An 18,237-nucleotide genomic window follows, 5' to 3' on the forward strand; every position below is an offset into this window, starting at 1 on the left:
CGCGGGGCAGGCCGCGCACGTCCTCCACCTGAGGAAGCGATGAGCATCGACCGTTCCGACCGGGACTGGTACAAGCGCGCCGTCTTCTACGAGCTCCTGGTGCGCGGCTTCGCGGACGCCAACAGCGACGGAGTCGGCGATCTCCAGGGGCTGATCGCCAAGCTCGACTACCTCCAGTGGCTGGGGGTGGACTGCATCTGGCTGCTGCCCGTGAACGCCAGCCCGATGCGCGACGGTGGGTACGACATCTCAAACTACTACGAGGTGCAGCCGGAGTACGGCAGCGTCGACGACGTCCGCGAGCTCGTGGAGAAGGCCCACGATCGAGGCATGCGCGTGATCATGGACATGGTCATGAACCACACCAGTGACCAGCACCCCTGGTTCCAGGAGTCGCGCTCGGCCCCGGACAGCCCCAAGCGCGACTGGTACATGTGGTCGGAGACCAAGCAGCGCTACCAGGACGCGCGGATCATCTTCATCGACACCGAGAGCTCGAACTGGACCTGGGACGACCAGGCCGGCGCCTACTACTGGCACCGCTTCTTCAGCCACCAGCCGGACCTCAACTACGACAACGCCGAGGTCCGCGAGGCGATGATCAACGCGGTTCGCTTCTGGCTCGACCTCGGGATGGACGGGTTCCGCCTCGACGCCGTGCCCTACCTGTACGCCCGCGAGGGCACCAACTGCGAGAACCTCCCCGAGACCCACGCCTTCCTCGCCGACCTCCGCGCCACCGTCGACCGCGAGTACGGCGGCGACCGGGTGCTGCTCGCCGAGGCCAACCAATGGCCCGAGGACGTGGTCGACTACTACGGCACCGAGGAGGCGCCGGAGTGTCACATGTGCTTCCACTTCCCGCTGATGCCGCGGATGTTCATGGGGCTGCGGCGCGAGCAGCGCTATCCGATCACCGAGATCCTGGAGCGCACCCCGCCGATCCCCAGTGGCGCGCAGTGGGGAATCTTCCTGCGCAACCACGACGAGCTCACCCTCGAGATGGTCACCGAGGACGAGCGCGACTACATGTACTCGGAGTACGCGCGCGACCCGCGGATGAAGCTCAACCTCGGCATCCGCCGCCGGCTCGCGCCGCTGCTCAACAACGGCCGGCGGCAGATGGAGCTGTTCTACGGGCTGCTGCTCTCGCTGCCCGGCGCCCCCATCCTCTACTACGGCGACGAGCTCGGCATGGGCGACAACATCTACCTCGGCGACCGCGACGGGGTCCGCACCCCGATGCAGTGGAGCGCCGACCGCAACGCCGGCTTCAGCCGCGCCGACTTCGCCCGCCTCTACCTGCCGCCGCTGATGGATCCGGTGTACAGCTACCAGGCGGTGAACGTGGAGGCGCAGGAGCGCAACGAGTCCTCGCTGCTCCACTGGCTGCGCCGCTTCATGGCGGTGCGCCGCCGCCACCCGGTCTTCGGCGAGGGGGCCTTCGAGGTGCTCGAGGCCAGCAACCCGTCGGTGTTCGCGTTCATGCGGGTGCTCGATGACCGCCGGGTGCTCTGCGTCAACAACCTCTCCCGCTTCGCCCAGCCGGTCGAGCTCGACCTGCGCGCCTACGTGGGCATGACCCCGCTGGAGCTGGTCGGGCGGATCCCGTTCCCGCCGATCGGCGAGCTCCCCTACCTCCTGACCATGGCCCCACACGGGTTCTACTGGTTCTCGCTGGAGGCGCCCTCCCCGTGAGCCGCGCCACCCTGCTGTCCCGCCACGACCTCGAGCAGGCGGCTCCGGCGCTGCTCGCCTACCTCCAGAGGCAGCGCTGGTTCGGCAGCCGCGGCCGGCGGGTGGCGGAGCTCGAGGTGGACGACGTGGCCACGCTGCGCGAGAGCGATCCCACGGTGCTGCTCGTGCTCGCCACCGTCGCCTTCGAGGACGGCGGCCGGGAGCGATACAGCCTGCCCCTTGGGGTCCGCCCCGGGCCGGCCTCGGAGTTCTTCGACCCCGAGAAGGTGGTCACCGAGACCGGCGGCGACGCCGGCCCCGCGGCGGTGGTCGACGCCCTCGGCGACCCCGAGTCGAGCGCGGTGCTCTGGGAGATGATCGCCACCGGCGCCAGCCTCCGCACCGAGGCCGGCGAGGTGAGCTGCCGCGGCGACGGCATCGCCCCGGACGTCGACCCGGCGTCGATCCGCCCGCTGGGCCGGGAGCAGAGCAACAGCTCGCTGGTGCGCGGGGACACCGAGCTGCTGAAGTGGTTCCGGAGGATCGAGGAGGTGCGCTCGCCGGAGCTGGAGATGACCGAGGCGCTGGCCGGCGCCGGCTTCACCGCCGTGCCCGCCCCGCTGGGGGTGGCCGAGTACCAGCGTCCCGGCGCCGAGGCGGTGCTGCTCGCCCTGGTCCAGCCCTACCTGCACAACGGCACCGAGGGCTGGGCGCTGGCGCTCAGCTCGCTCCGCGACCTCTACGCCGAGGCCGAGGAGCGGGGGGTGGGCGACGACCCGACCGCGCTGCGCCACGTCGAGGAGCAGGGGGCCACCTTCCTCCCCGAGTCGGCCCGGCTCGGCCGGGTGACCGCCGACATGCACCTCGCGCTGGCGTCGGATCAGATGCCCGAGTCGATGCGCGCCCGGCCGGTGACGGCGGCCATGCTCGGCGCCTGGGCGGACACCATGACCCGGGAGCTCGACCAGCTGCTCGCCGGCACCGACCCGGCGCTGGAGCCGCTGCGCGAGCGCCGGGGCACGGTGGTGGAGGGCTTCGAGGCGCTCCGCGGGCTCGCGGACGGCGGCCTCGCCATCCGGGTCCACGGCGACTACCACCTCGGCCAGACGCTGCGCACCGACACCGGGTGGACGGTGCTCGACTTCGAGGGCGAGCCCGCGCTCGGGGTCGCCGAGCGCCGCGCCCTCTCCTCACCGCTGCGCGACGTCGCCGGGATGCTGCGCTCGCTCGACTACGCCGCCGCGGCCGCCCTCGCCGAGCGCACCGAGCCCGACGCCGAGCTGGTCGAGGCGCTGCGGCGCCAGGGGGCAGCCTGGGCCGAGGCCAACCGCCGGCTCTTCTGGGGCGCCTACCTGGCCCGCGTCGGCGACCATCCGCTGCTCCCCCGCGGCGCCGAGGACACGCTCACCCTCCGGCGCGCCTGGGAGCTCCGCAAGGCGGTGTACGAGGTCGGCTACGAGCTCGGCCACCGTCCCGACTGGGTGAGCACCCCGCTCCGATTCCTGCTCGAGGGAGGCCGGCCATGAGCCCTGCACGCCGTCCGACCGACCCCGGCACCACCACACCTCCGCTCCCCGAGCTCGGTGAGGACGCCGTCCGGCTGCTCAGCGGCGAGCAGCACGAGCCCCACCGCATCCTCGGCGCCCACCCCCTCGGCAACGAGACCGTGGTGCGCGCCCTCCATCCCTCGGCGGAGCGCTGCACGGTGATCTGGGAGGGCGGTGAGACCCCGCTGGAGCGCCTCGAGGGCGGCATCTTCCAGGGCCGGGTGCCGGTTGCCGAGCTTCCCGCCTACCGGCTGCGCTTCGACGAGGCGGAGCGCAGCTGGGTGATGGACGACCCCTACCGCTTCCTCCCCACCCTCGGCGACCTCGACCTCCACCTCATCGGCGAGGGCCAGCACCGCGAGCTCTGGCGCCGCCTCGGCGCCCGGGTGATCGAGCACCAGGGGGTGATCGGCACCGCCTTCGCGGTCTGGGCGCCCAACGCCCGCAGCGTCCGGCTGGTCAGCGACGCCGGCTACTGGGACGACCGCCTCCACCCGATGCGATCGCTCGGCTCCTCCGGGGTCTGGGAGCTGTTCCTCCCCGGAGTGGGTGCCGGCTGCCACTACAAGTTCTCGATCACCGGGGCCGACGGCCGCCGGGTGCTCAAGGCCGACCCCCTGGCCCGGGCCGCGGAGACCCCGCCCGCGACCGCGAGCGTGGTCGACGTCAGCCAGCACCGCTGGGCCGACGACGAGTGGATCGCCGGCCGGGTGGCCGCCGACCCCGCGGTGCGGCCGATGTCCGCGTACGAGGTGCACCTGGGCTCCTGGCGGCGACGCGGCGAGGCCGGCGAGCAGCTGCTGACCTACCGCGAGGCGGCGGCGGAGCTGGGCGACTACTGCCGCGCGATGGGGTTCACCCACGTCGAGTTCCTGCCCCTCGCCGAGCACCCCTTCGGCGGCTCCTGGGGCTACCAGGTGAGCGGCTACTACGCGCCCACCTCGCGCTTCGGCTCGCCCGACGACCTCCGGGCGATGATCGACGAGCTCCACCAGCGCGGCATCGGCGTCATCCTCGACTGGGTGCCCGCCCACTTCCCGCGCGACGAGTGGGCGCTGGCGAGGTTCGACGGCACCGCCCTCTACGAGCACATCGACCCCCGCCGCGGCGAGCACCCCGACTGGGGCACCCTGGTCTTCAACTTCGGGCGCAACGAGGTGCGCAACTTCCTGGTCGCCAACGCCCGGTACTGGATCGAGGAGTTCCACATCGACGGCCTGCGCGTCGACGCCGTCGCCTCGATGCTCTACCTCGACTACTCGCGGCAGCCCGGCCAGTGGATCCCCAACCCGTACGGCGGCCGCGAGAACCTCGAGGCCATCGAGTTCCTCCGCGAGGTCAACTCGACGGTCCGCGAGCAGCACCCCGGCGTGATGATGATCGCCGAGGAGTCGACCGCCTGGCCGGGGGTGAGCCGGCCCGCCGCCACCGGCGGCCTCGGCTTCTCCTTCAAGTGGAACATGGGCTGGATGCACGACACCCTGTCGTACTTCTCGCTCGACTCCATCTTCCGCCGCTACCACCATCACCAGCTCACCTTCGGCCTCTGGTACGCGTTCAGCGAGCGCTTCGTGCTGCCCGTCAGCCACGACGAGGTGGTCCACGGCAAGGGCTCGCTGTTCGGCAAGATGCCCGGCGACCGCTGGCAGAAGTTCGCCAACCTGCGCTCCCTGCTCGCCTGGATGTGGGCCCACCCCGGCAAGCAGCTGCTGTTCATGGGCTCGGAGTTCGGCCAGGAGCGGGAGTGGCGGCACGACGATTCGCTCGACTGGCACCTGCTCGAGCAGCCCGACCACGCCGGGGTGCAGCACCTGGTCCGCGATCTCAACCTCGCCTACGCGGCGGAGCCGGCGCTGTGGCAGCGCGACGACACCCCGGAGGGCTTCCGCTGGATCGATGCGGGCAACTCCGACCAGAACGTGCTGTCCTTCATCCGGGTCGACGGCGGGGGCCGGCCCGGGCTGGTCTGCGTCGCCAACCTGTCCCCGGTGGTCCACGAGAACTTCCGGGTCGGCCTGCCTCGCCCGGGCCGCTGGCGCGAGGTGCTGAACACCGACGCCGGGACCTACGGCGGCAGCGGCGTCGGCAACCTCGGGAGCGTGCTCGCGGACGACACCGAGTGGAACGGCCAACCCCACTCGGCGGCGATGAGCCTGCCCCCGCTGGCGGTGCTCTGGCTGACCCCGGACGAGTGAGCCGGAGGCCCGGGCCACCGCCACGGAAGGTGTGCGCAACTGGGTAGGCTTGGGGCCGTGGACATGGAGCGGGCCCGTCAGCTCCTGCTCGCCGAACGTGAGCGGCTGCTGGCACTCAGAGAGGCAACGGCGCGGCTCGTCGGCGAGGACGTCGAGGCCACGGCCGCTGAGCTGAGCCATGCCGACCAGCACCCCGCCGACGAGGCCACCGAGCTGTTCGAGGAGGAGCGCGACCTCGGGGTCGAGCACGACGTCGACCACCTGATCGCCGAGGTCGACGCCGCCCTGCAGCGGGTCGACGAGGGCCGCTACGGGATCTGCGAGGCCTGCGGCAAGCCCATCCCCGACGAGCGGCTGGAGGCCGTGCCCGCCGCCCGTTACTGTGTCGAGGACCAGGCCCGCCGGGAGAGGGGGCTGCTCGGGTGACCGACGGAGAGCCTCCGCCGGGCGAGGTGGCGGCGCCGCCGGCGGTGGGCGACGACCTCCGCTCCAGCCTCGACAGCCTGCGCGACCAGCTCCTCGACGGGCTCCCGGCCCGGGTGCAGGGGATGGCCGAGGAGCTGATCCTGGAGTGGTCGGCGGCGGTCGAGGCGGTCCCCGAGCTGGCCCGGGTGGCCACCGCCGAGGTGATCCGGCTGCTGCGCATGGCGCCCGCCGAGCGCGAGTGCACGCTGCGCCGCCGCTACGCCCGCCTCCACGGCGAGGAGCCCCCGGAGGTGGGGCTGATGGGCACCCACGTGCCCACCCCGAGGCAGGCGGCGGGCTGAGCCGCCGGCCAGGGGAGCCCCCGGGCGCGCAAGATCGGGGCGCCCGGCACCGTTGTGCTTCGAGGAGGATGGCCGCCGCATTTTTCCGCGACGGCGTTCAGGAAGGGACACATACATGAAGCTGCCGAGGCTGCGGACGGCGTTCGCCGTCATCGCCCTGATCGCCGGCTCGCTGAGCGCCGCCGTGCTCACCTCGTCCGCGAGGGCGGGTGCGGCCTCGGGCGGCGGAGCGACGATCTTCGTCCAGACCATGGACTCCTGCCACCAGATCCTGGGCAGCGCCGTGGTCTCGATCACCGGCGGCGCGTTCTCGGCGTCCGCCACCACACCCGCGGGCCACGGCACCGCGGGCGGCGCCGGCTGCCCGGTGCCGACCGGCAGCTGCTCGGCGGGGCCGTGCGCGAGCTTCACCGGGGTGCCCGACGGCGCCTACCGGATCATCACCACCAAGACTCCGCCCGCGAACGCATCGAACCCGGAGGGGTACGCGCCCTGTGAGGGCGGCAGCGCCTGCCGCTCGCAGTGGGCCGACGTCACCGTCTCGGGCGGCAGCGTCCACGCGACCGTGTCCAACATCTACCCGAACAACAAGACCACCACGTTCTCCTTCGCGGGGAGCAGCGGGGACCCGATCGTCTTCCACGACTTCGGCCTCGCCGCCCCGGGCAGCAACGGCAACGCCCAGTGCGACGGCGACTCCGACGCCGACGACCACAGCACCGGATCGCCCAGCGGCAGCTGCGCCTTCCTGCCCGAGAGCGCCGAGTCGAGCGCCTGCCAGCCGTTCCCGTGGAGCTGCACCCTCGGCGGTGGGCCGCCCGTCGCCGCCCGCCACCTCGGCCTCACCTTCCCCGCCACGGTGCAGGCCTTCGCCACCGTGCCGGTCACGGTGACGGCGCTGAACGGCACCGCCACCGACACCGCGTACAGGGGCACGGTGACGCTGAGCTCGAGCACCGACAAGCTGGCGACCATGCCCCCCGCCTACACGTTCACCGCCGCCGACGCGGGCGTGCACGTCTTCTCGCTGACCCTGCGCCACCCCGGCAGCCAGACCGTCTCGGCCTCGACCAAGGGCAAGGCCGGCGGCTCCGGCGGCATCGGCACGGTCACGGTGACCAACGACGACGCCAGCTTCGTCGAGGACCTCTACCACGACATCCTCGGCCGGGTCGGCGCCGACTCCGAGGTGGCCTACTGGGTGGGTCAGATGGGCGGCCGCGGCCGCGGGGGCGTCGCCGCCTTCTTCAGCACCTCGACCGAGGTGTACGGCCGCAGCGTCGACGCCGCCTACCAGCGGCTGACCGGCCACGCCGCCGACGCCGGCGGCCGCTCCTACTGGGTGTCGCAGCTCCAGGGCGGTGGCTACGACGAGAGCCTGCTGGCCGCGCTCGCCGCCAGCCCGACCTACTACGCGGGCCACGGCAGGGGCACCGACCGGGGCTTCGTGACCGCCCTCTACCAGGACATCCTGGGGCGCACCCCGCAGACCGCCGAGGTCGACGGCTGGGTCGCCGGAGGCCCGGTCGACCGCGCCGGCGTCGCCCACAGCTTCGCCTTCTCCCACGAGCACCACCTCCAGGTGGTCGCGGACGCCACCGCCGGCTGGTACCAGCACTACCTCAACCGCCCCGCCGACTCCGGCGGCGCGGAGTGGTGGGCGACCCAGCTCGACCAGGGCACCCGCGACGAGGCCGGCGTCGCCAACTTCACCAGCGGCGACGAGTACTACGCCAAGCCTGTCACCTACTGACCGCGGGCCGGATCGCCGGCTCTGCCTACACTGAGCCGGTGAGCAGCCGGCCCGACACCGCGCCGTCGCCGCTCCCGGCGACCGCGGTGCGGCTCCTCGAGGGGCCGGCGGGCCGGCTGCGCCTCCACCTCACCGGCGACGGCGCCGCGCCGCCGGTGATCGCCGTCCACGGCGTGGGGGCGACCGGGCGGCAGTTCCGGCGCCTCGCCGAGGAACTCGCCGGCCGCGGGCTCCGGACCGTCGCGCTCGACCGGCCCGGAGCCGGCGGCAGCCCCGCCGGCGACCCCCGGCTGGCCGGCCAGGCGGCGGCCGCGCTCGCCGCGGCGGCGGCCGTCGCCCCCGGCCCGGCGACGTGGGTGGGGCACTCCTGGGGCGCCGCGGTGGCCCTGGAGGCAGCGCTCACCGTCCCGGACGCGGTCGGCGCGCTGGTGCTGGTGGCGCCGGCGCTGGTGCCCTTCGCGCTGCCGCTGCCCGTCCGGCTGGCGGTGTCGAGGCCGGGCAGCTGGACGGTGCGCAGCCTGCTGCGCCTCGCCGGCCGCCCGCTGATCCGCGGGGCGATGCGCCGCGTCTACGGCCCGCGCACCGCCCTGGTGGACGACGTCGCGGTCACCGAGGAGCTCGAGGGCTGGCGGGGCCAGGCGTTCACCGGCGTCGCCGCCACGGTGCGGGTGATGGAGGCGGAGCTGCGCGACCTGGGCCGGCGGGCCGGCGGGCTCGACCCCCGGATCCCGGTCCACGTGCTCCTCGGCGAGGCCGACCCGCTCACCGCCGGCGGGCCGCCACGGGAGGCGCTCCTGGCCCTCCTGCCCCAGGCGACCGTCGAGGTGCTGCCCCGCTGTGGCCACGTCCTCCACGTCACCGAGGCCGGTGCGGTGGCGGGCCGGGTGGCCGCGGTCTCCCTCGCCTAGGCTGCGGCCGCGCGGCGCAGCCGCAGCGAGAGCCCCGCGCAGGCGCCGCCGGCGAGCAGCATCGCCAGGCCGCCGAGCAGCCGGGCACCGCCGCCGGTGGCGGGCACGCTGACCCGCGACGGAGCGGGCGCGGGCGCGCCGGTCGCCGGCGGCCGGGCGGCGGCGGCCGCCGCCACCGGTGCCGTGATCGGCGCCGGCGCGCTGGCCTGCGGCGGCGCGGCGAGGGCGAGGTGGAGGGTCGTCTCCGGGTCGGAGCTGCGCAGCTCGAGGGCGTAGACACCGTTCTCCGGGACGACGCCGTGGGCACGGGCGGCGGCGACGACGGCGGCGGGGTCGAGCACGGCGAGGGGCTGCCGCCCGTCCCCGGCGGTGACCTGCCAGGCGGACGCGAGCAGCGCGATGTCGTTGCCGTCCGCGACCTCGGCGAGCACGCGGTAGCTGCCCGAGGCCTCGTCGAGCCCGGCGCCCCAGAGCCCCAGCGGCGCGTACGGCAGCAGCACCGGCGCCTCGCCGGTCCGGTCGGGCGGGGCCGGGGTCTCGGCGGAGGCGCCGGCGGCGGCGGAGGTGATCCAGAGCCGCCCCTCCGGGGTCTCGGCGGCACCGGCCGCGTGCCCGATGCCGCCGATGCCGGCCACCGAGGCGAGCCCGAATCCGGCCACACCCAGGGCGGCGCCGAGCACGGCGGTCAGGCGCGAGAGCCGGGGCGCCCCGGCCGGCGGCCGGCGGCGGCGCTGGCCGCGGCTGTCGAGGGCGAGCACCAGGAGGCTGCCGGAAAAGGCGGGGATGACCACGACGATGACTGTCAGCCCCATCGCGCTCATCCCGCCTCCTCCCCGCGGAGCGGCTCCCTCGCGCCGCTCCACACCCTCTCAGCACTCCGGGCGAGGGTACGGCCTCCGCCACAAACTGTCAATAAGTGCGGCTCCCCGTGCGGGGAGTTCCGGTCAGACCTGTCGCCCCGCCTCGGTCCAGTAGCGGTCGCGCAGCAGCCGCTTCAGCAGCTTGCCGGCGGCGTCACGCGGGAAGTCCTCGACGAAGTCGACGCTGCGGGGACGCTTGTACGCGGCCAGCCGCTCGCCCACGTAGCCGATCAGCTCCTGCTCGCCGGCCTCGCCCCCCGGCCGCAGCTTCACCACCGCCTTCAGCGACTCGCCCCACTCGCTGTCGGGAACGCCGACCACCGCGCAGTCCTCGACCGCGGGATGGGAGTGGAGCACCGCCTCGATCTCCGCGGGATAGATGTTCACCCCGCCGCTGATCACCATGTCGACCTTGCGGTCGCAGATGTGGATGAAGCCCTCGTCGTCGCGCCAGGCGATGTCGCCGACGGTGAAGAAGCCGTCGCGCCGGTTGCGCGCGGTCGCCTCGGGCCGGTTGTGGTACTCGGAGAACACCCCCGGTGAGCGCGCCCAGAGCTCACCGGGCTGGCCCTCGGGGACCTCGTTGCCATCGTCGTCGAGGAGGCGCACCTCCACCGCGGGGAGCACGCGGCCGCACGAGTCGGGCTTGCGCAGCAGGTCGGCGGGGGTGATCAGCGTGACCAGCCCGGTCTCGGTGGCGCCGTAGAACTCGAAGACGTGGGGTCCGAAGAAGTCGACCGCCCGCCGCTTCAGGTCGGCGGGGAACGGGGCGGCGGCGACGATCAGGCACCGGATGCTGGAGACGTCGTGGGCGCGGCGCACCGCCTCGGGGAGGTCGAGGATGCGCTTGACCAGGATCGGCGCCATGAACGTGGTGGTGACCCGGTGCTCGGCGATCAGCCGCAGCGCGGTCTCGGCCTCGAAGCGGCGCAGCACCACGGTGGTGGCGCCGAACATCTGCTGCAGCCCGGCGAAGAAGCCCGGGGCGCTGTGGTAGCTGGGCCCTGCGAGCAGGTGCACGTCCTCGGTCGAGAACTGGAAGGCCGCCACCCAGCTGGACGCCACGCTCACGTCCACGCCGCCGCCGCGGTAGGCACCCTTGGGGTGTCCGGTGGTGCCCGCGGTGTAGATCATCGTCGGCGCGCTGGTCGCGCCGCCCCCGGGAGGCTCGGCGTCGCCGGCGGCGGCGAGCACGTCCTCGTAGGCCTGCCAGCCGGGGGGCGGGGCGCCGTCGCCGAGCATCAGCCAGCGGCGGCGGTCGGCGTCCTCGACCTGGGGCCGCGCCGCCTCGACGGCGGCGGTGAACTCCGGTCCCGCCACCACCACCCGGGCGCCGCTGTCGTTGAGCAGGTAGGCGATCTCGGCATCCCGCAGCCGGGTGTTCACCGGCGTCGACACCGCGCCCAGCCGGCGCAGAGCGTGGCCGAGCTCGAAGCCCTCGATGCAGTTGTGGTGGAGGTGGGCGCAGCGCTCGCCGGCGGCGAGCCCGAGGCCGGAGAGCGCGGTGGCGGCGCGCCGGACCCGCGCGTTCAGCTCCGCGTAGCTCCGCCGCCGCCCGGCGTCGTCGATCAGCGCGCTCCGCTCCGGCGAGTGCGCCGCGTGCACCGCGAGGATGTCGAGGTTCATCGCCCCAGTGTGAAGGAGACGGAGAACCCCGGGCCTCCCTCCTTTTGGGGGATCCCCGGCGATGGGGACGGCGACCCGGGCGGGCCGGGGTCGCCGGCGAGGCCGGACCACCCCGGGGCGCACGACCAGAGCAGGCCGCCCTCGCGGGTCCACTGCCGGCAGTCCGCCAGCGGCGCCATCTCGCCGAGCGCGCCGGCCTCGGCGCCGGTCTCCGCGGAGGTGCCCTCGAGGACCCAGCCGCCGGCGACTCGCCGCACCCCGTGGGGGGGCCCCGGCCAGCCGTCGCCGCCACCGCCGAGCGCGTGGCTCATCACCGCGTTCCAGATCGGCGCGGCGCCGCTCAGCCCGGTGGTGTTGCGCATCGGCGAGTCGTCGGCGTTGCCGACCCAGGTCGCCAGCGCCAGCCGTGGCGTCCACCCCACGGTGAGGTTGTCGCGGAACTCGGTGGTGGTGCCGGTCTTGGCGGCGACCAGGTGGCCCGGGATGGTGAGCGCCGACCGGCTGCCGAAGGCGGGGGCGCGGTTGGCGTCGTCGGCGAGGATCGCGTTCATCACGAAGGCCACCGCCGGGTCGAGGGCGCGGTGCCCCGGCCCCCGCGCCAGCAGCTCGCCGCCGCGGCGGTCGCCGACCGAGAGCAGCACGTGCTCGGCCCGGTACCACCCCTCGGCGGCGAGCACGGTGGCCGCCTGGGCGAGCTCCTCCAGGGGCACCGGGTAGCCGCCAAGGGTGAGGCTGGCGCCGTAGGCGGAGGCGGGCCGGTCCAGGGTGGTGACCCCCATCGCACGGGCGACGCGCACCACCTCGGGGATGCCGGTGAGCATCTCCGCCTTCACCGCGGGCACGTTGAGCGAGCTCGCCAGCGCCTCCTTGACGGTGACCGTCCCCCGGTACCACGGCTCGTAGTCGTGCACCTGGTAGCGGGCGGTGCCGCCGGCGCCGCCACCCCGGGCAAGGCTGTAGGGGCGGTCGCGGATCGGGGTGACCATGCTCAGCCGCCGCGCCTGGAGGGCGGCCGAGTAGGTGAAGAGCTTGAAGATCGATCCCGGCGACCTCGGCTGCGCGGCCATGTCGAGCTGCTCGGCGGGATGGCCGGGGCCGGCGCTGCCGACGTCGGCGAGCACCTCGCCGCTGCGCGGGTCGACCGCCACCAGGGCACCGTCGCCGGCGTGCTGCGCGGCCATCGAGTCGACCTGCCGGGTGACCGCCGACTGGGAGAACCGCTGCAGCTCGGAGTCGATGGTGGTGGTGATCCGCAGCCCGGCGGTCACGGCGTCGAGGCCGAGCCGCTCGCGCACCTCGCCAACCACCCGCGCGGTGACCGTGGGGAAGAGGTCGACGTCGGCCATGGCGCCGGAGACCAGCGCCGGCATCTCCGCCTGCGCGGCCGCCGCGGCGGTGACGGCGCCGGTGTCGACCATCGCGGCCAGCACCGCACGCTGCCGGGCCCGGGCCGCGTCGGGATGGCGGAAGGGGTCGAGCAGCGCGGGGCTGTTGGGCAGCCCGGCGAGCAGCGCCGCCTGGGCGAGGTCGAGCCGGGCCGCGCCGATCCCGAAGTAGGTGCGCGCCGCCGCCTCGGCCCCGTAGGCGCCGTGCCCGTAGTTGATGTCGTTGAGGTACTCCTCGAGGACCTGCTCGCGGCTCAGGGTGCGGGCGAGGTGACGGGCGATGAAGATCTCCCGCAGCTTGCGGTCGACGGTGCGCGGCGAGGTGCCCACGTAGAGGACCTTGGCGAGCTGCTCGGTGATCGTGCTGGCGCCCTGGACGGGGCCGCCGTTGACCAGGTCGGTCCAGGCCGCGGCCACCAGCCGGGAGCCGTCGACCGCCCCCTCGTGCCAGAAGTTGCGGTCCTCGACGGCCACGGTGGCGCGGCGGAGCTCTGGGGAGATCTGCGCGAGGGCCACCGGCACCCGCCGCTCGCCGGCGGCGTGGAGCACCGCGATGAGCTCGCCGTGGCGGTCGAGGACCACCGAGTCGGCGGGCAGCGTTCGCGAGTCGGGAACGGCACCGAGGCGGTCGTCGAGCAGCGCGAGGGCCGCCTGCCCGCCCCCCCAGAGCAGCACGGTCGCGATCGCGAGGGCGGCGGCGACCAGGGCGGCGAGGTGGATGCGGGAGCGCCGCCGGGCACCGCGGGCGAGGCGGCGGGTGAGCACCACCGGGTGCACCCCGGCGCCGACGCGGCGTCGCGGCGGCAGGGGGCCGGCGGGCGGGGGACGGCGGGTGGTGCCGGACATGAGGTGTGGTGGGGGTCGTGAGAAGGGCGGTGGCGTGAGCCCGGGCCCGACAGCATCCCACGAACCCACCATCGAGGGCGACCCCCGGTCAGGAGAGCCGCCGCGCCGCCTCGACCGGGGACCCCGGAAGCTGGTGCAGCTGCCACCAGTGGCCGCGGCAGTCGTCACATCGGTGCCGGTCCGCGGAGATGCTGTTGTCGTCGGCGAGCGGCAGCTCGAGGTGGGTGTGCTGCGAGCCGCAGTGGGGACAGGGGGAGATCACCCCCACCAGCCGCCGCTGTCCCCTCGCCGCCCGCATGGAGGGAGTCTGCCACGTCGAACAGGGGTTCGTGAAGCCCGGGCGCTCAGCTCCGGGGGACGGTCCCCACGTGCGCGTGCTCGGTCCCGCCCCAGCCGAGCGGGGGCGCGTATCCGGAGCCGGGCTCGTACGACGGCGCGACGAAGCGCTCGACGATGCCCGCCTTCTCCTTCGACCCCGACATCGCGGTGATCAGGGCGAGGCTGAAGCTGTCGGCGTCGGCGATGTGCTTCATGATCTCCTCCCCCTTGCCCGCGGAGCGGATGACGATGTCGCCGTAGCCGAAGAACCGGGCGGTGACCCCCCGGCTCAGGGTGGTGTGCTGGACCTTCTCGATCCCCAGCGACTCCGAGACCCGGTTGAGCACCCCGTAGCTGGTGATCACCCGCTGGTTGGTCAGGGTGTAGGTGTTGCAGTGCCACTCCAGCAGCCGGAAGGCGAGCAGCACCGCGACCACCAGGCCCATCACCAGCCAGGCGGGGAAGCGGAAGACGTGGAGGAGGCCGTAGCCGGCTCCGAACACCAGCACCCAGAAGCCCACGTGGCGGCCGAAGTGGTGCCACGGCTCCTCGGGATCGTTCTGGTAGCGGGTCCAGTGGAGCACCAGCCGGATCAGCACCCCGAGGGCGAGGAGCAGGGTCGCGTCGAGGATCTGGAGCACCCCGAGGCCGACCGCGAGGGCGGCGACGCACACCAGCGCGTAGGGGATGAAGATGGCAATGTGCTGGCGGGCGACGCAGATCGGCCGCTCGCCGTCGACGTAGGGTTCGGGCATGCCGTCTCGTGATCGAGGCTTTCGAGCGTCTCCAGAATACTCCAGGCGCCTGCCCTCGGCGAGTGTCCGGCCGAGCGATACACCGGGCCTCCACGGCTTGTCTCTTCTGTCAGGGACGCCCTCGCGTCCTCCTTCCGCGACCTGACTTATCGGACCCATCTGAGGGTAGGGGTACAAAATGCTCAGTACATATCTCAAGGGCGTTGCGGCAATCTCGACCGCGGGACTCCTGCTCTTCGGCGCCGGCTCGGCGGCGCGTGCCGACCTGGGCGCCCCCGGCGCACCGGGCGTCGACAGCAGCCAGCCCCAGCAGCCGGCTCCCGATCCGGGAGCGTACGCGCCGGTTCCGTCCTCGGTGCAGAACGCACCCGGCACCGACGCGCGCGACAGCGGCACCGGGCCCTCCACGCCCCCGAGGCATGACAGCACCCCGCACTCCCGCACCAGCGACGAGACGGTGGTCACCCCGGCGCCGCCCAGCAGCGCCACCGCCAACGTGATCAACGCGAACATCCTCGACACCTGCGTCAGCTGCACCAGCGCCAGCGCCGGGTCGGGCACCGCGAGCTCGCACGCGACCGCGATCCGCCTGCTCGGGACCGACGTCGCCGCCGGCAAGCTGATCACGGGCGGCGGCAGCAGCACCGACAACGGAGCGCTCATCGCCCTCCCGCTGACCCCGCTGCTGTCCCTCGCCGTCGCCGACTGGGAGGAGCACACCACCGCCGGCGCCACCTCGACCTCCCACTCCCGCGCGGCGCTGATCGACCTGGCCCTGCTCCCGACCGAGAAGACCACCGGCGGCGCCATCACCGTGGCGGTCCTCGAGGCCACCAGTGACGCCAGCTACCAGGGCCTCTCCTCGCAGGGCGCCGGCAGCAACAACGGCGTCGACATCAACGTCGGCCAGGGCGCCCTGGTGATCATCCTCCTGCACTCCGACGCCTCCAGCTCGAACAAGGGCTCGGCGTACGTGCTGGGAATCAACGGCAACCAGATCCTCAGCTCCGACCAGACCGGCGCGGGTGGCATCCCGATCAGCGTGCCCGGCGTCATCGGCCTCATCCTCCTTCAGGTGGGCGCGACCGGCGGCAACGGTAGCTCCGGCGCCGCCGTCGGCACCGTCTCGGACCTGCTCGGCCAGAGCGGTCAGCAGGCGGGCGTGCTGACCGCCTCCGCGGTCGGCCTCACCGGCCTCCAGGCCACCCCGAACGCGGGCACTCCCCCGGCCACCGGCTCCACCGCGGCAGCCTCCGGCGCGGGCGGCCTCTCGGCCCCGAACACCGGCACGGCGATCGGCCTCGGCGGCCTGCTGCTCCTCCTGAGCGGTGCTGGCCTCGCGGGCGCCAGCCTGCGCCGGCGGAACAGCTGACCCAACCCCGACCTACAGGCGGGCCGCCGGGAAACCGGCGGTCCGCTCTTTTTAATGCCGGAAGTGCCGCTCGCCGGTCAGCACCATGGCCATCCCCAGCGCATCGGCGGCGGCGACGACCTCGGGATCGTTCCTGCTGCCGCCGGGCTGGATGACCGCGGTGGCGCCGGCGCGGCCGACCACCTCGAGGCCGTCGGCGAAGGGGAAGAAGGCGTCCGAGGCGGCCACCGAGCCGGCCCCGGCCTCGCCGGCCCGGGCCACCGCCAGCTCGGCGGCCTCGACCCGCGACATCTGTCCCGCGCCCACCCCCACCGCTCTGCCGTCGCGGACCAGCACGATCGCGTTCGACTTGACGTGCCGGCAGACCCGGGCGGCGACGAGCAGGTCGGCCCACTCCGCCTCGGTGGGCTCGCGGCGGGTCGCCACCCGCATCGACGAGCGATCGGTGGCGACGGCGTCGGGGGTCTGGACCAGCAGGCCGCCGTCGATGCTGCGGACGTCGAGCTGGACCGCGGAGGGTGGCCCCTCGACGCTGAGCACGCGCATCCGCTGCCGCCCGGCGAGCAGCTCGGTGACGGCGGGGTCGACCCCGGCGGCGACCACCACCTCGAGGAAGGTCGAGACCAGCTCCCTGGCGACCTCGGGATCGATGGCCCGGTTGAGGGCGACCACACCGCCGAAGGCGCTGCGCGGATCGCAGGCGAGGGCGCGCCGGTAGGCCTCGGTGATGTCGGGGCCGACCGCGAAGCCGCATGGGTTGGTGTGCTTGATGATCGCCGCAGCGGGCTCTGCGAAGTCGGCGACGAGGCGGCGGGCGGCGTCGGCGTCGAGCCAGTTGGTGAACGAGAGGGCGGCGCCCTGGAGGTGGCGGGCCGCGGCGAGCCCGCCGCCGCCCCCGGCGACGGCGTACAGCGCGCCGCGCTGGTGCGGGTTCTCGCCGTAGCGCAGCTCGGCGAGCCGCGGACCGCCGACGCTGAGGTCGGCGGGCATCGCCTCGCCGGCGTCCCCGGCCAGGTACGCGGCCACCGCGGTGTCGTAGGCGGCGACGTGGGCGAAGGCCTGAGCGGCGAGCCGGCGGCGGGTGGCGTCGCCGACGGCGCCGTGGACGCGCAGCTCGTCGAGCACCTCGGGGTAGCGATCGGGCGAGACCACGACCGCCACCGCGGCGGCGTTCTTGGCGGCGCCCCGGATCAGGGTGGGGCCGCCGATGTCGATGTTCTCGATCACCTCGGCGCGCGGCGCCCCCCGCGCCACGGTCTCGCGGAACGGATAGAGCGAGACCGCCACGATGTCGATGGGGCGGAAGCCGTGCGCGGCGAGCTGCTCGGCGTGGCTCTCGAGGTCGCGCCGGGCGAGGATGCCGGCGTGGACGGCGGGATGGAGGGTCTTCACCCGGCCGTCGAGCATCTCGGGCAGGCCGGTGATCTCGCTCACCGCGGTCGCCTCGATGCCGGCGGCGGCAAGGGCGCGGCGGGTTCCGTCGGTGGCGATCAGCTCCACCCCGCACTCGCGCAGGCCGCGGGCAAACTCGACCAGCCCGGTCTTGTCGTGGGGCCCGAGCAGGGCGCGCAGCGTCACCGGCCCATCTGCCCCACCGGGGCGGGCAGGATGCGCACCCGCCGGCCCTCCCGCCGCACCCGTCCCTCGGCCCAGAGCGCCACCGCCTCGGGCAGCAGCCGCCACTCCTGCTCGTGGATGCGGGCCCTGAGGGTCTCGGCATCGTCGTCCCCGAGCACCGGCACCGCCGCCTGGAGGACGATCGGGCCCCCGTCCGGGGAGCCGGGGGCGAGCAGGTGGACGGTGCACCCGCTCACCCTCACCCCCGCGTCGAGCGCGTCCTCGACGGCGTGCATCCCGCCGCCGAAGGCGGGGAGCAGCGAGGGGTGGAGGTTGAGGATGGCGTCCGGGAACGCCTCGAGCAGGCTGCGGTCGAGCACCCGGTCGTAGCCGGCGCAGACCACCAGCCGGACCCCGCGGTGGAGCAGGAGGTCGCGCATCGCCAGGTCGCGGGCGGCGGCGTCGCCGCCGAAGCCCGAGACCGGCATCGCCACCGCCGCGACGCCGTGCTCGCGGGCGATCGCGAGCGCGCCGGCGCTGGGCCGGTTGCAGACCACCAGCTCGATCCGCGCCGGGTACCCGGGACGTTCGGCGGCGGCGAGGAGGGCGCGGAGGTTGGTGCCCGCGCCCGACACCAGCACCGCCGTGGGCACGCGGGGGTCGGCGGCGGC

Annotated in this window: 15 protein-coding genes; 8 read left to right on the plus strand and 7 right to left on the minus strand. The window is 74.3% G+C overall.

Annotated elements, in window-relative coordinates; all coding sequences use genetic code 11:
• Positions 1 to 39 precede the first annotated feature (39 nt).
• The 7 genes from treS to VGL20_02055 all read left to right on the plus strand — a co-directional run bounded on the left by treS (position 40) and on the right by VGL20_02055 (position 8,847).
• Positions 40 to 1,698 carry a maltose alpha-D-glucosyltransferase gene (treS, locus tag VGL20_02025; GenBank protein HEY2702443.1) on the plus strand — a complete coding sequence of 553 codons (1,659 nt, stop codon included), beginning with the start codon at positions 40 to 42 and terminating at the stop codon, positions 1,696 to 1,698.
• Entirely contained in the window at positions 1,695 to 3,203 is a 1,509-nt protein-coding gene (locus tag VGL20_02030; GenBank protein ID HEY2702444.1) for a hypothetical protein, read from the plus strand. Before treS ends, VGL20_02030 begins: the two co-directional genes overlap by 4 nt.
• Positions 3,200 to 5,419, plus strand: coding sequence for a 1,4-alpha-glucan branching protein GlgB (gene glgB, locus VGL20_02035; GenBank protein HEY2702445.1), 2,220 nt, complete (start codon positions 3,200 to 3,202; stop codon positions 5,417 to 5,419). Before VGL20_02030 ends, glgB begins: the two co-directional genes overlap by 4 nt.
• A gap of 63 nt (positions 5,420 to 5,482) precedes the next feature.
• Complete coding sequence (locus tag VGL20_02040; GenBank protein HEY2702446.1) at positions 5,483 to 5,845, plus strand: TraR/DksA C4-type zinc finger protein; 363 nt, start codon at positions 5,483 to 5,485, stop codon at positions 5,843 to 5,845.
• The gene (locus VGL20_02045) at positions 5,842 to 6,186 is read left to right on the plus strand and encodes a hypothetical protein (GenBank protein HEY2702447.1); all 345 of its coding nucleotides are present in this window, start codon (positions 5,842 to 5,844) and stop codon (positions 6,184 to 6,186) included. Before VGL20_02040 ends, VGL20_02045 begins: the two co-directional genes overlap by 4 nt.
• Positions 6,187 to 6,301: 115 nt before the next feature.
• A complete protein-coding gene (locus VGL20_02050) occupies positions 6,302 to 7,939 on the plus strand; it encodes a DUF4214 domain-containing protein (protein HEY2702448.1) in 1,638 nt (545 codons plus the stop codon).
• Between the two features lie 38 nt (positions 7,940 to 7,977).
• Complete coding sequence (locus VGL20_02055; GenBank protein HEY2702449.1) at positions 7,978 to 8,847, plus strand: alpha/beta hydrolase; 870 nt, start codon at positions 7,978 to 7,980, stop codon at positions 8,845 to 8,847.
• Here the strand turns inward: VGL20_02055 and VGL20_02060 are convergent.
• The 5 genes from VGL20_02060 to VGL20_02080 all read right to left on the minus strand — a co-directional run bounded on the left by VGL20_02060 (position 8,844) and on the right by VGL20_02080 (position 14,637).
• Positions 8,844 to 9,668, minus strand: a complete 825-nt coding sequence (locus VGL20_02060; protein ID HEY2702450.1) for a hypothetical protein — start codon at positions 9,666 to 9,668, stop codon at positions 8,844 to 8,846. The genes VGL20_02055 and VGL20_02060 overlap by 4 nt on opposite strands.
• Before the next feature lie 123 nt (positions 9,669 to 9,791).
• A complete protein-coding gene (locus VGL20_02065) occupies positions 9,792 to 11,333 on the minus strand; it encodes an AMP-binding protein (GenBank protein HEY2702451.1) in 1,542 nt (513 codons plus the stop codon).
• Positions 11,330 to 13,564: a transglycosylase domain-containing protein gene (locus VGL20_02070; protein HEY2702452.1), complete on the minus strand. Its 2,235-nt coding sequence runs from the start codon at positions 13,562 to 13,564 to the stop codon at positions 11,330 to 11,332. Before VGL20_02070 ends, VGL20_02065 begins: the two co-directional genes overlap by 4 nt.
• 88 nt (positions 13,565 to 13,652) lie before the next feature.
• Entirely contained in the window at positions 13,653 to 13,862 is a 210-nt protein-coding gene (locus VGL20_02075) for a hypothetical protein (GenBank protein ID HEY2702453.1), read from the minus strand.
• 46 nt (positions 13,863 to 13,908) lie between these two features.
• Positions 13,909 to 14,637 (minus strand): PH domain-containing protein, encoded by a 729-nt coding sequence (locus VGL20_02080; GenBank protein HEY2702454.1) that lies wholly within the window; start codon positions 14,635 to 14,637, stop codon positions 13,909 to 13,911.
• Positions 14,638 to 14,815: 178 nt separating this feature from the next.
• On the opposite strand from VGL20_02080, the gene VGL20_02085 reads away from it, so the two are divergent.
• The gene (locus VGL20_02085) at positions 14,816 to 16,009 is read left to right on the plus strand and encodes a hypothetical protein (GenBank protein HEY2702455.1); all 1,194 of its coding nucleotides are present in this window, start codon (positions 14,816 to 14,818) and stop codon (positions 16,007 to 16,009) included.
• 51 nt (positions 16,010 to 16,060) lie between these two features.
• Here VGL20_02085 and purH read toward each other — a convergent pair whose 3' ends face one another.
• Both purH and purN read right to left on the minus strand, forming a co-directional pair.
• Positions 16,061 to 17,587 carry a bifunctional phosphoribosylaminoimidazolecarboxamide formyltransferase/IMP cyclohydrolase gene (gene purH, locus VGL20_02090; GenBank protein ID HEY2702456.1) on the minus strand — a complete coding sequence of 509 codons (1,527 nt, stop codon included), beginning with the start codon at positions 17,585 to 17,587 and terminating at the stop codon, positions 16,061 to 16,063.
• The gene (gene purN, locus VGL20_02095) at positions 17,584 to 18,219 is read right to left on the minus strand and encodes a phosphoribosylglycinamide formyltransferase (GenBank protein ID HEY2702457.1); all 636 of its coding nucleotides are present in this window, start codon (positions 18,217 to 18,219) and stop codon (positions 17,584 to 17,586) included. The genes purH and purN overlap by 4 nt, the downstream gene beginning before the upstream one ends.
• Positions 18,220 to 18,237 lie beyond the last annotated feature (18 nt).

The sequence above is a fragment of the Candidatus Dormiibacterota bacterium genome, assembly GCA_036495095.1.
Classification (GTDB): domain Bacteria; phylum Chloroflexota; class Dormibacteria; order Aeolococcales; family Aeolococcaceae; genus CF-96.

Excerpts from the sequence above, each read along its gene's own strand:
- VGL20_02075 (HEY2702453.1), bottom strand. The coding sequence starts at position 13,862 with ATGCGGGCGGCGAGGGGACAGCGGCGGCTGGTGGGGGTGATCTCCCCC.
- VGL20_02085 (HEY2702455.1), top strand. The coding sequence starts at position 14,816 with ATGCTCAGTACATATCTCAAGGGCGTTGCGGCAATCTCGACCGCGGGA.
- glgB (HEY2702445.1), top strand. The coding sequence starts at position 3,200 with ATGAGCCCTGCACGCCGTCCGACCGACCCCGGCACCACCACACCTCCG.
- VGL20_02070 (HEY2702452.1), bottom strand. The coding sequence starts at position 13,564 with ATGTCCGGCACCACCCGCCGTCCCCCGCCCGCCGGCCCCCTGCCGCCG.
- VGL20_02040 (HEY2702446.1), top strand. The coding sequence starts at position 5,483 with ATGGAGCGGGCCCGTCAGCTCCTGCTCGCCGAACGTGAGCGGCTGCTG.
- treS (HEY2702443.1), top strand. The coding sequence starts at position 40 with ATGAGCATCGACCGTTCCGACCGGGACTGGTACAAGCGCGCCGTCTTC.
- VGL20_02050 (HEY2702448.1), top strand. The coding sequence starts at position 6,302 with ATGAAGCTGCCGAGGCTGCGGACGGCGTTCGCCGTCATCGCCCTGATC.
- VGL20_02065 (HEY2702451.1), bottom strand. The coding sequence starts at position 11,333 with ATGAACCTCGACATCCTCGCGGTGCACGCGGCGCACTCGCCGGAGCGG.
- VGL20_02080 (HEY2702454.1), bottom strand. The coding sequence starts at position 14,637 with ATGCCCGAACCCTACGTCGACGGCGAGCGGCCGATCTGCGTCGCCCGC.
- VGL20_02060 (HEY2702450.1), bottom strand. The coding sequence starts at position 9,668 with ATGAGCGCGATGGGGCTGACAGTCATCGTCGTGGTCATCCCCGCCTTT.